The organism is Bacillus sp. ZY-1-1 (assembly GCF_003047165.1).
GTDB classification, from domain to species: Bacteria; Bacillota; Bacilli; order Bacillales; family Bacillaceae; genus Bacillus; species Bacillus velezensis.
Map to the genome: position 1 here is coordinate 448258 of NZ_CP027061.1, position 14069 is coordinate 462326.

Below are 14069 nucleotides of genomic sequence, written 5' to 3' on the forward strand. Positions count from 1 at the left end.
GCCGATGAGCAAAGTGTTTGAATCACAATCGTTAACGGACGAAGCAGATAAGAGAAAGAAACAATACGAAGCCCTTGAAGAACAGCTGCGTGCGCTCAAACAAGCCTTTCAAGGCGTGGCCGATCTGGGTGATGCTTTGAAAGGGAAAGGCGCAGACAATATAAAGGATTTCTTTCAGGGACAAGCGGAAATCGCCGACAGCTGGCTGACGCTTGTCTCTGCTCAAATTGCGTTTTTAAATGGCATTTCAGGTGACATTAAAGATCAAGAGCTCAGTGATTCATATGCGGAGACTTCATTTTTAGAGCATGAGCTGCCCAATGCGGATTTGAGAGCTTCAGAGATTGTCTCCGCTCATAAAGCAGAAATCGATTCGATTTTGTCTGGCATCAGTGATATTATTCATCTCGATACATATACGCTGGATGATTACGCAGATAAAATGGGTGATGCCCAGAAAACCAGACGCGACACGATCACGGCAGTCGATACGCTTGATGAATCCCTGACCGCTGAATATCAAAACTTAGAATCTCTGGACAACGCAGTGCTCAGCAAATATTCCCTTCTCATGCAGGCCACCAGCAACGGGAAAAGCGCCTCCCCTATGTACTATGACAAAAAAGCCTTCCACAGCAATGAAATCTACAAAAGCGTCATGGCGACAGAAAAACAGGGCACGGACTATATTGACGCAAAAGCCCAGCAGGCCGAAGCAAGACGGCTTCAGGAAAAGGCTGAAGAAGAAGCCAATAAACCATGGTACGAAAAAACATGGGACGGCATCTGCAACTTTACCGGCGAAGTCACCGGCTATTATGATTATAAAAGAGCAGCCGAAGGCGTTGATCCGGTGACCGGCGAAAAACTCTCCACCGCAGAACGCGTCACAGCAGGAGCGATGGCCGCCGCCGGATTCATACCGGTCGTCGGCTGGGCGGGCCGCGCTTTCAAAGGCGGAAAAGCCATTTACAAAACCGGAAAAACCGTCATTGCCGCAGAACATGCTTTAGATGCCTATAAAACCGGAAAATCCTTAGACATTCTCAAAATGACAGAAATGGGCGCATACGGTCTTGTCGCCTCAAACGGATTCTCAGAAGCCGTCACAGGACGGGATATGTTCGGAAACAAAGTGTCTGAGGAAAAACGGAAGCAAGGGGCGTTGGAAGCTGCGCTGAGTTTGGTTGGTGCCGGCGCATTGGCGAAGCATGTAAACAAAGGCATACCGCTTGCAACCCATTCAAAAGTTCAAAAAGCTAACAAGACACTAGAAAAAGTTAAACAATTCAAAGTCCCGACAAACGTCCGCGTGTACGCAGAACGCCCAGTAACAGCGAACGGCTTTACGTACGGATTCCCAACAGTCCGTGTCGATGTGGAAAAGACGGCTGTGAAGGATCTTGGGATTGTGAAGATGGCTAGTAGCCAGTCAAAAAAACCAAAATGGTTGGAAAAACCTGAGGGGATGACTCAAAATGATTATGTTGCTCATAATGGTACTAACTACAGTAAAAAGAAACGGACTGAAGAATACTATGCTGCGCTAGCTGATAGAGAGAAGATAGTTGGAGACAATTCAAATGGATATCGTTTAAAAGAACCAACTAACTGGATGGAAGAAAGAGGTATGATACAAATAAAAGAAAGATTAAAAAGAAAATCTTGGTCAGATAGAGATGGGTTTAATTGGCAATGGGATTCCCAGCATGGTAAATTAGAAAAGTGGAACCGCAGAAGAACAGAGCATTTAGGAGAGTTTGATCCTGTAACTGGTAAGCAGACGAAAAAAGGCGAGCCTTCAAGAAGATGGGATGGTTAAAACTATGGAACATGGAATCAGATTTATTAATGAATACCCTGAAATCGGTGAATTGCTTCATCGTCTATTTGTGAATAGGGAATTAGACGAATGGTACAAGAGCAAATGCGCAGAGAAAATAAAAGTACCTGATGAATTTAATCAAATAAAAGGTTTGAAAAAAATTGAAGTTAGAGATTTAAACAATCCTTCAGGAGAAATTGATATCCATTTGCAAGATCTTTCTGGGGAAAATGGTTTTCATTTAGAACAGCAAATCAATATGAAAGTATCTAAATTGGTTCCTGTTTATGTATTAGATTATAGTTATTCCCTAAGACACGATTTAATAGATGGCGCTTATGACATTGTAGGAACCGCTGAATCTTTAGAATTCATTCAGGGAACGAACTATATTAATAAAATAATGCAAGAGAAAGGGTTTATCGAACTCAGTTATTTGTATGATTACTACGATACTGTGTATGAGTGGAGTGAATTGCCACATATACAGCCTTTCAACAGGAGATTAACATTAGGAGATGCCTTGTTTACTGATGTATTAGAATTGCTATAGTTAAGAGCTTGCCGTGTTGTTATCGGCAAGTTTTTTTATAATAATTTAACAATGTGGAATACAAGGAGAAGCAGGCTGCCGATCCCTGTCCGTCTGGCTGACCTTGAAACGCATGTTTTGCGAACGTTTTATCGGAAAAATCACATGTAACACTTGGAGCTTTAAGCCACCAAGTGTTTTTTTGTATGCCTGGTGTCTGCTTTATTAAAAACTTTGTCGTCCTTGCAGCAGGTTTTTATTTGAATGTTTTTCGCGTCAAATCGATAAATGCCTTTAATGGCGCAGACATCCACTTGTCCTTATGCCATGCTAGTTGAGTAAAAACGGGGCATTCATTCTGCCAGTTGAGTTCTTTCATCCGTCCTTCGGCAATATCGTCTTTTACTGTCATTTCAGGCAATAGTCCGATTCCGAGTCCGGCCATCACGCATTGTTTGATGGCTTCTATGCTGACGAATTCTAATTTATTAGGGTAGACTCCGGCGTCATGTAAAGTGTTCTCAAAGAGCGTGCGATATGAACAGCCGTCCTCTGTCAGCAGAAGGGTTTCATTTTGAAGATCCTTCAATGTTGCTGGTGAGTCTGCTGGAAAAGGATGGTCATTGGCGGCTACCATTTTGATTTCATCCTGAATCAGAGATTCAACGTGCAGTGCGTCTTCCGACCGATTCACATCCAAAATGAAAGTGATATCAAGCTGGCCCTGCAAGAGCTGTTCTTTCGCTTGTTCGTTGGAAATATACGGTTTGAATATAAGCTTTACTTGAGGAAAAGCCTGTTTGAATTCTTTTATGATAGGCGGAAGGCGGTATGTGCACTGGCTTTCCGTCGCGCCGATTTTCAAGGTTCCGGTTGTTTCTCTTGCTTGATTTGCGGCCATTTTTGCTTCTTCTGTTAACGCAATGATCTTCTCCGCATAGGATTTGAACGTTTTGCCGGCTTCTGTCAGGAAAAGCCGCTTGCCCAGCCGTTCAAATAAAGGAGTCCCGATTTCTTCTTCCAGTGATTTGATCTGAGAGGTAACGCTTGATTGTGCGTAGTTAAGCATCTTGGCGGTTAGGGTGAAGTTTACATGTTCTGCTGCGGTAATAAAGGTGATCAGCTGCTTCAATTCCATTTGATCTCGCCCTTTCTAAATCGGTTTTATCGATTGAAACAATCGAAATAATTATCTGTATTGATTGATGAATCCATTATATGATGAAGAAAATCATTCGTAAACAAAGGAGCAGATGCATCATGAACATTGCGGTTATTCATGGCGGAACGAGGCCTGGCGGAAATACGGATATTCTTGCGGAGAAGGCTGTTCAAGGATTCGATGCGGAGCACATTCATTTGCGGAAATATCGGATCCGGCCAATTGAAGATCTGCGTCACGCCCAAGGCGGCTTTCGTCCTGTTCAAGATGACTACGATTCTATCATTGAGCTGATATTACCGTGCGATATTCTTGTATTCGCCACCCCAATTTATTGGTTTGGCATGTCAGGGACATTAAAGCTGTTTATTGATCGCTGGTCACAGACGCTGAGAGATCCGAGGTTTCCTGATTTTAAACAGCAAATGTCAGCGAAGCAGGCATATGTAACAGCAGTGGGCGGAGACAACCCTAAACTAAAAGGGCTGCCGCTGATTCAGCAATTTGAACATATTTTTGATTTTATGGGGATGTCCTTTAAAGGCTATGTGTTGGGAGAAGGCAATCGTCCCGGTGATATTCTTCATGATCAACAGGCGCTGTCCGCTGCGAGCCGTTTATTGAAAAGGAGTGATGCGATATGAAGCTGCTGCTGGTTATCTCTGGTATGTTGATTCTTGCACTCTTTCTAGCTTGGAAAGCGCCGACTTCTGTTTGGATACAGGCTGAAACCAATTCGCCTCAGGTTCAGCAATTTGTGAGAATGGCAGGCGCAACGCTGCAAGTCAAGCAAATCATCAAGAGTGATGCAGGCGATGAATCTGTTGTCATATCAAACGGCATTGTGGGGCCAAAATAAAAAAGCACCTGTCCAGGTGCTTTTCTTTATAAATGAGGAATCACAAGCCCTCCATACAAAAACGCCGCGATAATCAGAAAGGCCGGATGCATCTTGAATTTTGTCAAGGCAAGGAGGGAAATCCCCGCAATCATTATCGCTTGAACCCAGCCGATCGCTTTGATGCCGTCTGCGCCGATTTGCCAGGTAAGAATGAGCATCATGACGGCGATGACAGGCTGGACGGACAGCGTCATACCTTTGATGACGGGGGATTGGCGGAAGCGCTGAATGACGCGCAAGAGGATGATCAATGCGAGCGCCGACGGTACGACGGTGGCGATCAGCGCAATCAGGAATCCGGGCCATCCGCCTGCGCTGTAGCCGACATACGCCGCGATTTTGGTTGCGATCGGGCCCGGCAATGCGTTCGCAAGTGCGAGCATATTTGAGAATTGATCGTTTGAGAGCCAGTTGTATCTGTTGACGACTTCTTCAAACATCAGCGGGATCGACGCCGGTCCGCCTCCATATCCGAGTACGTTTGCGACAAAAAACGCCATAAATACATAAATCAAGATCATGAGGCCGGCATTCCTTTATCTTTTGAACGTTTCTTTGTGATTTTGTCCTTTAATTTAAAATGAAACGCGCCGTATGCCAAGAAAATGATAATGACAAAGCCGGGATTGATCTGTAACGTTTGCAGGCCGATAAAAGCGATGATAAAAAACAGGATGCCCGTGACCCAGCCGAAACCTTTAAGCGCTTTTTGGCCAAACTCGTACGCCATGATGCCGAGCATGACGGCGATCACCGGTGTTACGGCGCCAATCATGCCGGCAACGATTGCTGAGCGGCTTAAGACATTGACAGCCGCAAACAAGCCCGCCATAGCGAGACATGTAGGCAGAATATGTGCGAGGGTTGCCGCGATTGCGCCTAACGTGCCTTTCAGCTTGAAGCCCAGATACGCCGCCATTTTTGTGGCAATCGGTCCGGGAAGCGCATTAGCGATCGCTAATATTTCTCCGAATTCATCATCATCTATCCATTTGTATTTATTGACGGCTTCATGGCGGATGAGCGGGATCACCGACGGGCCGCCTCCGAATCCGAGAATGCCCGTTCGGACCATCGCCGCCGTAATGTCCCAATAGGGATGTTTCATGGCTATGTCCTCCTTACAGCTTCATGCCCGTTCTGCTTTTATAGCGTTTAATCAGCATTTGGCAGTCGACGCTGACGACGCCTTTTTGCGTATAGAGCCGTTTTGTCAAAAACTCTTCCATCTCCTGATCATTTGCGAAAATGCCGTGCATATGCAGCTTGCTCGGTCCGGTCATATGATAAAGGCTTGTCACCGCCGGCTCCTTTTCAAGCTTTAATGCGGTTTCCTCCAAATACTGCGGCTCCACCTCCACGTTAAAAAACACGGACACATGACGGCCGATTTTCGCCGGGTTGATGACAGCGGTGAATTTTTCAATCACACCGGCATCCAGTAAATGCTGAATGCGGTGCTGAACCGCCACTCGCGACAGGTTAACCCGCTTTCCTAAGTCTGTATAGGAAATCCTCCCTTCCTCGTGCAAAATCGAGAGAATCTGTTTATCCGTTTCATCAAGGACAAGATTCGGAATGCTGTACTCATGTTCCAACCGGCTTCACCTTCCTTCATTTGGTGGATATTATTGTATCATGAAATGTTACGGTATGAAGGGGAAATTTTTTTATTGTTTTCGTTACGTAATAACTTAGGATTATTTCTTATCGGAAAGTAAATAGTGTGTGAGCTTTTCTTTCAGGAAAGTGGATACCGGTGAAGCCGCTTTTTATACTTAGGAAAATTTGTAAAGGGGCTTGCCATGAATACTTCAACCATCGGAACGAAACAAATGGTCGTCAGTCCGCATTATCTTGCTTCTCAGGCGGGGGCCGGCATTCTGGAAAAGGGCGGAAACGCGTTTGACGCGGCAGTGGCGGTCAGCGCCTGCCTGGCAGTCGTGTATCCGCATATGACGGGTCTTGGCGGGGATTCATTTTGGCTCACTTACCATAAAGAAACGGGACGAATCAAAGCTTATAACGGGAGCGGCCGTTCAGGGAAGCATGTGACGAGAGACTTGTATCGGGGCAGAGAAGCGATCCCTCTGCGCGGGCCAGAAAGCGCCATTACCGTTCCGGGAATGGCGGACAGCTGGGATGCCGTGCTTTCGGCGTACGGGCGTCTTTCGCTCGCTGAGGTGCTGAAGCCTGCTCTTGATTATGCGGCAAACGGATTCCCGGTGTCCGCCGACCAGTGCGCCCACACAGAACACAATCTCGCTCTTTTAGCCTCGACGCCTTACACCTCGGCCATTTTTACGAGAAACAAAAAAGCGCCCAGGCCCGGTGAACGGTTTGTCCAAAAGGATTTGGCGGACAGCTTGGAGCAGCTTGCCGAGAAGGGCAGAAGCGCTTTTTATGAAGGAGACCTCGCTCAAAGCATCACATCCTTTCTGCAAAACAACGGCAGCCGTCTGACACTTGATGACTTTAAAGCCCACCGCGGCGAGTGGACGAACCCGGTATCCTCTGATTACCGCGGATACCGCATCTATCAGGCTCCGCCGAATTCACAGGGCTTTACAGGCTTAATGACGCTCAATATATTGGAAAACTATGATTTTTCTCAGATTGAACACGGCTCCTTTGACTATTATCATCTGCTGATCGAGGCGCTGAAAAAGAGTTTTCAGCACCGGAATGAAGTGCTGACTGATCCGGCATTTTCTCATATTCCGCTGGATCGGCTGCTTGATAAACGGTATGCAAAGCAGCTGGCGGAAGAAATCGGTGACACGGCTGCGCCGGCGCTAAGCCGTCCGGTCGGAAGCGACACTGCTTATGCCGCCGTCAGAGATGCGGAAGGAAATGCCGTTTCCTTTATACAGAGCCTTTATTTTGAATTCGGGTCAGCCGTTACGGCGGGGAAGACGGGCATTCTGCTGCAAAACCGCGGGTCATTTTTTTCGCTGGATGAATCCCATGTCAATACACTTGAACCCGGCAAGCGGACGTTCCACACTCTCATGCCGGCGATGGCCTGTAAAGAAGGAAAGCCGCACATCCTGTACGGAACCCAGGGAGGAGAAGGCCAGCCGCAAACTCAGACAGCGATGATTACGCGCATCATTGATTACAAAATGGACCCGCAGCAGGCGATCAATGAGCCGCGCTGGGTCTGGGGGCGGACATGGGGAGAGGAGTATGAAGGGCTGAGGGTTGAAAGCAGAATCAGCCCTGAAACGAGAGAAGCCTTAAGGCAGAGCGGCCACCGCGTCGAGACCGTTGGTGATTTTGACGGGCTTATGGGCCATGCGGCAGCGATCGTCATTGATGAAGAAGGCTTTCTCCAAGGCGGGGCCGACCCGCGCGGCGACGGAGCGGCCGCAGGAGTATAGAGCATGATACGCTAACTGATGAAAAAAATAAGCACGCCAAGAGCGGCAGAAAGACCTGCGTAAAACGAATCGTACACATATTGCTTTTCCTCCCGCCGGTGCCGCCATTCCATTAAGCCGCTGCAGCAAAATAGCATGAAAACAACTCCCGCAAATACGTACATTTCATTGAACAAAGTCACCGCTGCGATGCCCGTAATAAGCAGTGTGATTTCGATTAATCGATGTGTGCCGTTTATCGGCTTCTGCTTTTTAACAGCCTTTGGAAAATGAAGAACTTTGACGGCAAATACTTGAAACATAAGGCTGAGCAAAATAAATACGGCTGAAAAAATCAGTAACTGAATGAAATCCATCGTCTCCTCCTAAAAATGTGTCACTCGTTTCATACGGGTGAGGGCCTTGTAAGTTTCAGCATTCTATAAGACATTAGGCTGAGTTTAATGGTAAAAGATTCAAAAAAGACCCCTTTCGAAAGGGGTCTTTTTGACTAGTTTCTTCTATTATAATGGTTCCTGCTTCAGGTCGGGCGGACAAGTGTATATGTCTTCCCGAGTCTGACGTATTCATTCCCCGCGAGCCTTGCCGCAGGCTTCAGCTCATCTGTCCGTATGTAGCCTTTATCGGCGTCATATACTTGGTCATTCAAATGAAAACAAACGACTCTGCCGATGATGAGGTCTGTCGTCGTTTCTCCGCTGTCATTTTGAAACGGAAGATGGCGTTCGAGTATACATTCAAACCTGACTTTTGCTTCTTTTATACCGGGAACGCTGATGCAGGCGCTGTCTGTCACAGAAAGGTCTGTCATGCCAAGTTCACTGACATCAGGATCAAGCCTTGCCGCCGTTTTGTTAATGTCTTCAATAATGGACTCATCACTGACGTGCACCACGAATTCCCGATGAGCGATTGCGTTTCTCGCGGTGTCTTTCTGCCGTCCGTCCGCGCGGCTGACAGAGATGGCCAGAAGCGGCGGTTCTGCGGAGACAACGTTATAGAAACTGAAGGGCGCCGCGTTTACGGCGCCATTGATGGATGACCGCGTCGTGACAAATGCGATCGGCCGGGGAACGACTGTGCCCGAAAGCAATTTGTAGGTGTCTTTTGCGTTCAGTTCGTCTGCTCGTAAGATATGCATGATTTCGGCCGCCTTTCTTTATCGTATGACCTGATTATACAGAAAGAAAATTCGGAAACACAACAAAAGAAAACCGGCTGCATATCTTATCACGTGGCATATATCTGATTGAGGAAAAAGGCTTCCGTTTAGCCGGCAGCCTATTTACAAATGGCGTTACTTGTAGTTTTTCTTTACAACCCAGATGTTCCCGTCTTTCCAGTACTCTGTTTTGCTGCAGTAATCGTCTTTTTTGCAAGGGTCTTTTTTATGAGGACGGTAAGGTTTTTTCTGCGTGCGTTTTTTCTTGCGGCGGCAAGATTTTTTGTGGCTGCGAGATTTTTTGTGAGAACGGCAAGATTTTTTACGGCTGCGAGATTTTTTGTGAGAGCGTCGCGATTTTTTATGGCTGCGAGATTTTTTGTGAGAACGGGATTTTTTATGACTGCGAGATTTTTTGTGAGAACGGGATTTTTTATGGCTGCGAGATTTTTTGTGAGAGCGGCACGATTTTTTATGGCTGCGAGATTTTTTGTGAGAGCGGCACGATTTTTTATGACTGCGAGATTTTTTGTGAGAACGGGATTTTTTATGGCTGCGAGATTTTCTCTTCTTACTGCTTTTTGGTTCTTGGTACAAATAATCTTCCAATCCCTCGGTGCTTGCGGACTTTACTGCTTCTTCGATATCAGAATGGGAATAGTGGCCCATTTTGAAACCTCCTCATGATATATGTTTTAAGGATGCGATCCTTACTACCACATAGTACGCATGAATGAAAAAAGTGTATGTGTGATTCGCTGAGTTTTATATAAATAGCACAGCCTAAATTAATACAGGGAGGGTTACTGATGAAAGACCAATCAACATTGCCTCTATACCAGCTGTTTATTCACCCGAAAGACTTAATGGAGCTGAAAAAAGACATTTGGGATGATGATCCGGTGCCCGCGGTGCTGAGAGTGAATCAAAAACGGCTTGACATTGATCTGGCGTACCGCGGCTCTCATATAAGAGATTTTAAGAAAAAATCGTATCACATCGCTTTTTATTCGCCGAAAACATTTCGCAGGGCGAAAGAGATACATTTAAACGCTGAATACAAAGATCCGTCGATGATGCGGAATAAGCTGTCTCTCGATTTCTTCGCGGAGCTTGGGACGCTGTCACCAAAGGCGAATTTCGTAACCCTGCAAATCAATGGCAGACATGAGGGGGTGTATCTTGAGCTGGAGTCAGTGGATGAATATTTTCTGGCGAAACGGAATTTGGCGGACGGGGCTGTTTTTTACGCGGTTGATGACGACGCCAATTTCTCCCTCGTCAGTGATCTGGAGCGGGATACGAAAACATCGCTCGAACTTGGTTATGAAAAGAAAACGGGAACGAAAGAAGACGATTTATACTTGCAGGACATGATCTATAAAATTAATACCGTTCCGAAGTCAGAGTTCAAGGGGGAGATCGTCAAACACTTGGACGCCGATAAGTATTTGCGGTGGCTTGCGGGCATCGTGTTTACCTCAAACTACGATGGATTTGTTCATAATTACGCTTTGTACCGGAATCATGAAACGGGACTTTTTGAAGTCATTCCGTGGGATTACGATGCGACGTGGGGAAGAGACATTCACGGTGATCGGATGGACGCCGATTATGTCAGAATACAAGGGTTTAATACCTTGACTGCAAGGCTTCTGGATGAACCGTATTTCCGCAAAGCGTACAAACAGCTTTTGGAAGAAACGCTTCAGACCCGGTTTACCATTGAACATATGAAGCCGAAGGTCATGTCACTGTATGAGCAGATCAGGCCGCATGTCGCGAAGGATCCTTATAAGAAAGAGGAGATTGATTGCTTTGACCGGGAGCCTGATGTGATTTGCGAATACATTAAGGAGCGGTCCGCCTTCATCAGCAGTGAGTTAGAGCGGTGGAATATCTGATTTGGAAATGAAGAAAGATTTTTTACAAATAGGCTGGTGAATCAGTTCCCGAAAATAATCGTGATACGTATATATGCATTATGCTTTTTACATTATGAGAAAAATGACTAGGAGGACAATAGATGAAACGCAATACGAAGCGGCATCGGTCTGATGACAACTTTTTGCATGCGATGGAAGGAAAAGTAATTACTGTCTACCGGGGAGGCCCGGAGTCCAAGACAGGGAGATTAGCAGACATTCAATCGGATTATATCGCTCTTCAAGTTGATAATAAAATCGTTTATTATCAATGGAAACACGTGAAGAGTGTGACGGAAAATACGAGTGAAACCGTAACGCCGGCCGAAGCGGCAGAATGTGAAAAAGCTGATGATTTTCAAGATCTGATCAGCCGGATGACCAATCGCACGGTGCAATTGAATCAGGGAGGTCCGGAATCGAAAAGAGGAAAGCTTCACGAAACAGGGGATGATTTTCTCGTGCTGGAAACGGAAGATGACGGAATCGTATATTTTAACGCCGATCATGTCAAAAGCATCAGCGCGGAACAAGAAGAGGACGGCCAGGAGGAGGAGCGCCCGGAATTTGAAATGGCTGATGATTTTCACGGCATATTTAAACGCCTGATCCACAAATGGGTATCCATCAACCGCGGAGGTCCTGAAGCCGTTGAAGGTATACTTGTGGATAATTCCGACGGCCACTACACTCTTGTGAAAGATAAAGAAGTGCTGCGGATCTATCCTTTTCATATCAAGAGCATCAGCGAAGGGGCAAAAGGAGCAGCCAAAAAAGAGGAGAATAAAGACGACGAGAATAAAGGCGGGAAAGAGAGCGCCGAAGAAGAAAAGTCACATGAAGAAGAATCATGCGAAGAGCAGCGTACTTCCTCTAAAAAGTCGAAAAGATCGTCAAGATCCGTTCGATCCTCAAAACGGGAGGAAGAGAACTCTTATAGCTACGCCACTGTATTAAGGACAATAGATTATAGGTGGAAACACGGCCGTAAATGATTGGAAAGATTGTCCGTAAACGCGGGAGAGGGGGGAATGAAATGGCTGGATTAAGCAGATTTCTTGATAAACAAGTCGATATTGAGATATCGGGGAATACGACATTTTCAGGAACTCTTTTGGATATCGGTCAGGATATCATTGTGATTCATGACGGCCGGACGTTTCTTTATATTCCGCTGCTGCATCTTCAGCGGATGACATTGACGCTCCCGGACGAAGAGAATAAAGAACCGTACGCAAGAAAAAAAAGTCCGCATCCCGAAAAACAGGAACATTCCTTTTCTTACCGGAATACCCTCCAGCATATAAAAGGCAGATTTACAGAAATTTTCGTTACGGGAGACCGTTCCATTCATGGGTATGTGACAAGTGTTTTAAATGATTATTTTGTTTTCTTCTCTCCGGTTTATAAGACTCTTTTCATCTCGATGCATCATTTGAAATGGCTGACACCCTATTCCGATGAGCAGACGCCGTATACATTAAACAGTTCAGAGCTGCCGGTTGTTCCCGCTAATGTGCCCCTTGTCCGGAATTTTGAGGAGCAATTAAAAAGATATGTCGGGAAGCTGATTATTCTGGATTTAGGAGATATACCGAATAAAGTGGGGCTGTTACAGGACGTCTCAGATAATATTCTTGAATTGACCAATGCAGACGGGGATACTGTCTTTTGGAAATTGAATCATTTAAAAACCATGCACCTGCCATAAATGATAAAACTGCCTCTCTTATACAGCAGGCAGTTTTTTTCATAGCTAAAGGTAAATCCAGCTGATCCAAACATATAAAACGGTAATGGTAAACACGACGGTGAGAGGGACAACGACAATGGTCGTTTTGATATATTCTGACCAAGAAACTTTTTCGCCGTGCTGTCTGATGATATGCATCCAGATCAGTGTGGCTAATGTCCCGATCGGCAGAAGCAATGATCCGATATCACTGCCGATAATATTAGCCAGATAAATGATTTTTACGGTTAATGGGTCGATGGACATTTCAGTTAATGTCAAAGTGCTGATCATTAAGGCGGGATGGTTATTGAACAAATTAGAGAGGACGGATGTAGCAATGCCCATAATAGATGCAGCGTGGGCAATGCTTTGTGAGACATAAGGCTCAATAGACTGAACAAGCAATGCCGTCAGTCCGATATTATGCAGTCCGTAAATGATAATGTACATCGTGAAGGCAAAAATAAAGATATGCCAAGGCGCTTTCCTTAATAAGTCCGCCGGTCCGATTTTTAAATAAAACCATCTCCAGCAAAGCAGGATGACTGAACTGATGACAGCCACGAGCGAAACGGATATGCCGTTGTAAGAAGCTGCAAACAGACTGATCCGGACAAACAATACAAATACCAAAACACAAAACATGATGTTCGTACGGCTGTTTTTTTGGGACAAGTCTGGCGGAGGCTGAAGCGGATGATATCGTTTGTGTTCCAGCGATTCAAAATGAACCGGAATATCGGGGAGCTGTTTCGGCAAACGGCGGTAGAAAACGGCAAACAGCAGAAAGGCCATAAACACCAGTCCCAGCGTGCCGGGGATAAACATCATATTGGTGTACAAATAAAGGTCCATGCCTATCATTTTGAGAGAAATTAAATTGACGATATTACTGACGCCGATCGGGGTGCTTGCCGCCGTCGCAATTAATACGCCGCTTATTAAATACGGTGTTTTCTGATGTCTTTTAAGTCCGAGATATTGTAAGACCAATAGTAAAATAGGAGTGGTGATTAAGACGCTGCCGTCATTATTCAGAAAGAGCGTCATTGAAAAACAGAGCAGGTTGGTCAGCCAAAAAAGCCGGATGCCTGATCCCTTGGCGCGGTGAAGCAGTTTGGCCGCCGCCCAGTTAAAAAAACCGAAGCTTTCCAGCGCGATCGCCATTATCATTGTGGAGATAATGGTTATTGATGCTCCGGTGACTTTTGACCCTATATCCCCCAAATCATGAAAGGAAACGGTTCCGCATAACAAAACGAGAATGGCGCCCAGCGACGCCGGAACGGCTTCATTTAATCCCCCGGGTCTCCAAAATATAAAAATAATGGTCACAAAGAAAGAAATCAGGGTCAAAATGACGGTAATATGTGTAATGTGTTCTGCCTCCTTTTCGATGGGTCATTGCCGCCCCGTTATTTTTATCCCTCCTGATCAGTTGTAC

16 protein-coding genes and 1 pseudogene are annotated in these 14069 nt (G+C 45.7%); 9 read left to right on the plus strand and 8 right to left on the minus strand.

Features of this window, described 5'->3' with window-relative positions:
- Positions 1 to 4 precede the first annotated feature (4 nt).
- The 3 genes and pseudogenes from C5I45_RS02350 to C5I45_RS19850 all read left to right on the plus strand — a co-directional run.
- Complete coding sequence (locus C5I45_RS02350) at positions 5 to 1822, plus strand: T7SS effector LXG polymorphic toxin (RefSeq protein WP_069013310.1); 1818 nt, start codon at positions 5 to 7, stop codon at positions 1820 to 1822.
- A 4-nt stretch (positions 1823 to 1826) separates the two neighbouring features.
- Entirely contained in the window at positions 1827 to 2378 is a 552-nt protein-coding gene (locus tag C5I45_RS02355) for a hypothetical protein (protein WP_041482406.1), read from the plus strand.
- Positions 2379 to 2441: 63 nt separating this feature from the next.
- A pseudogene (locus C5I45_RS19850) lies at positions 2442 to 2528 on the plus strand (endonuclease V); the annotation flags it as partial.
- An 85-nt stretch (positions 2529 to 2613) separates the two neighbouring features.
- On the opposite strand, the gene C5I45_RS02360 reads toward C5I45_RS19850, so the two are convergent.
- Positions 2614 to 3495 (minus strand): LysR family transcriptional regulator, encoded by an 882-nt coding sequence (locus tag C5I45_RS02360; RefSeq protein ID WP_003151293.1) that lies wholly within the window; start codon positions 3493 to 3495, stop codon positions 2614 to 2616.
- Between the two features lie 122 nt (positions 3496 to 3617).
- On the opposite strand from C5I45_RS02360, the gene C5I45_RS02365 reads away from it, so the two are divergent.
- Both C5I45_RS02365 and C5I45_RS02370 read left to right on the plus strand, forming a co-directional pair.
- The gene (locus tag C5I45_RS02365; RefSeq protein WP_015387599.1) at positions 3618 to 4163 is read left to right on the plus strand and encodes a flavodoxin family protein; all 546 of its coding nucleotides are present in this window, start codon (positions 3618 to 3620) and stop codon (positions 4161 to 4163) included.
- The gene (locus tag C5I45_RS02370; RefSeq protein ID WP_014305970.1) at positions 4160 to 4378 is read left to right on the plus strand and encodes a hypothetical protein; all 219 of its coding nucleotides are present in this window, start codon (positions 4160 to 4162) and stop codon (positions 4376 to 4378) included. Before C5I45_RS02365 ends, C5I45_RS02370 begins: the two co-directional genes overlap by 4 nt.
- A 26-nt stretch (positions 4379 to 4404) precedes the next feature.
- Here C5I45_RS02370 and C5I45_RS02375 read toward each other — a convergent pair whose 3' ends face one another.
- From C5I45_RS02375 to C5I45_RS02385, 3 genes are read right to left on the minus strand one after another with little or no spacing between them, the layout of a single operon-like run.
- A complete protein-coding gene (locus tag C5I45_RS02375; RefSeq protein ID WP_107994206.1) occupies positions 4405 to 4941 on the minus strand; it encodes a chromate efflux transporter ChrA in 537 nt (178 codons plus the stop codon).
- Positions 4938 to 5528, minus strand: coding sequence for a chromate efflux transporter subunit ChrB (gene chrB / locus C5I45_RS02380; protein ID WP_003151297.1), 591 nt, complete (start codon positions 5526 to 5528; stop codon positions 4938 to 4940). Before chrB ends, C5I45_RS02375 begins: the two co-directional genes overlap by 4 nt.
- Before the next feature lie 13 nt (positions 5529 to 5541).
- Positions 5542 to 6018: a chromate efflux transcriptional regulator ChrS gene (locus C5I45_RS02385; protein WP_003151298.1), complete on the minus strand. Its 477-nt coding sequence runs from the start codon at positions 6016 to 6018 to the stop codon at positions 5542 to 5544.
- A 207-nt stretch (positions 6019 to 6225) separates the two neighbouring features.
- On the opposite strand from C5I45_RS02385, the gene ggt reads away from it, so the two are divergent.
- Complete coding sequence (ggt, locus tag C5I45_RS02390) at positions 6226 to 7803, plus strand: gamma-glutamyltransferase (protein ID WP_024085890.1); 1578 nt, start codon at positions 6226 to 6228, stop codon at positions 7801 to 7803.
- 11 nt (positions 7804 to 7814) lie between these two features.
- Here ggt and C5I45_RS02395 read toward each other — a convergent pair whose 3' ends face one another.
- The 3 genes from C5I45_RS02395 to cotG form a co-directional block, all read right to left on the minus strand.
- Positions 7815 to 8159 carry a DUF4181 domain-containing protein gene (locus C5I45_RS02395; protein ID WP_014305966.1) on the minus strand — a complete coding sequence of 115 codons (345 nt, stop codon included), beginning with the start codon at positions 8157 to 8159 and terminating at the stop codon, positions 7815 to 7817.
- A 164-nt stretch (positions 8160 to 8323) separates the two neighbouring features.
- Complete coding sequence (locus C5I45_RS02400; RefSeq protein WP_003151304.1) at positions 8324 to 8944, minus strand: flavin reductase family protein; 621 nt, start codon at positions 8942 to 8944, stop codon at positions 8324 to 8326.
- 156 nt (positions 8945 to 9100) lie between these two features.
- Positions 9101 to 9634 carry a CotG/ExsB N-terminal domain-containing protein gene (gene cotG / locus C5I45_RS02405; protein WP_003151306.1) on the minus strand — a complete coding sequence of 178 codons (534 nt, stop codon included), beginning with the start codon at positions 9632 to 9634 and terminating at the stop codon, positions 9101 to 9103.
- 140 nt (positions 9635 to 9774) lie between these two features.
- Here cotG and C5I45_RS02410 point away from each other — a divergent pair, with 140 nt between their 5' ends.
- The 3 genes from C5I45_RS02410 (at position 9775) to C5I45_RS02420 (ending at position 12601) form a co-directional block, all read left to right on the plus strand.
- Entirely contained in the window at positions 9775 to 10869 is a 1095-nt protein-coding gene (locus tag C5I45_RS02410; protein WP_024085889.1) for a CotH kinase family protein, read from the plus strand.
- Between the two features lie 122 nt (positions 10870 to 10991).
- Positions 10992 to 11885, plus strand: coding sequence for a hypothetical protein (locus C5I45_RS02415; RefSeq protein ID WP_063174491.1), 894 nt, complete (start codon positions 10992 to 10994; stop codon positions 11883 to 11885).
- 41 nt (positions 11886 to 11926) lie between these two features.
- On the plus strand, positions 11927 to 12601 hold the full coding sequence (locus C5I45_RS02420) for a hypothetical protein (protein ID WP_014305963.1): 675 nt from the start codon (positions 11927 to 11929) through the stop codon (positions 12599 to 12601).
- 45 nt (positions 12602 to 12646) lie between these two features.
- Here C5I45_RS02420 and C5I45_RS02425 read toward each other — a convergent pair whose 3' ends face one another.
- The gene (locus C5I45_RS02425; protein WP_014305962.1) at positions 12647 to 13981 is read right to left on the minus strand and encodes an arsenic transporter; all 1335 of its coding nucleotides are present in this window, start codon (positions 13979 to 13981) and stop codon (positions 12647 to 12649) included.
- Positions 13982 to 14069 lie beyond the last annotated feature (88 nt).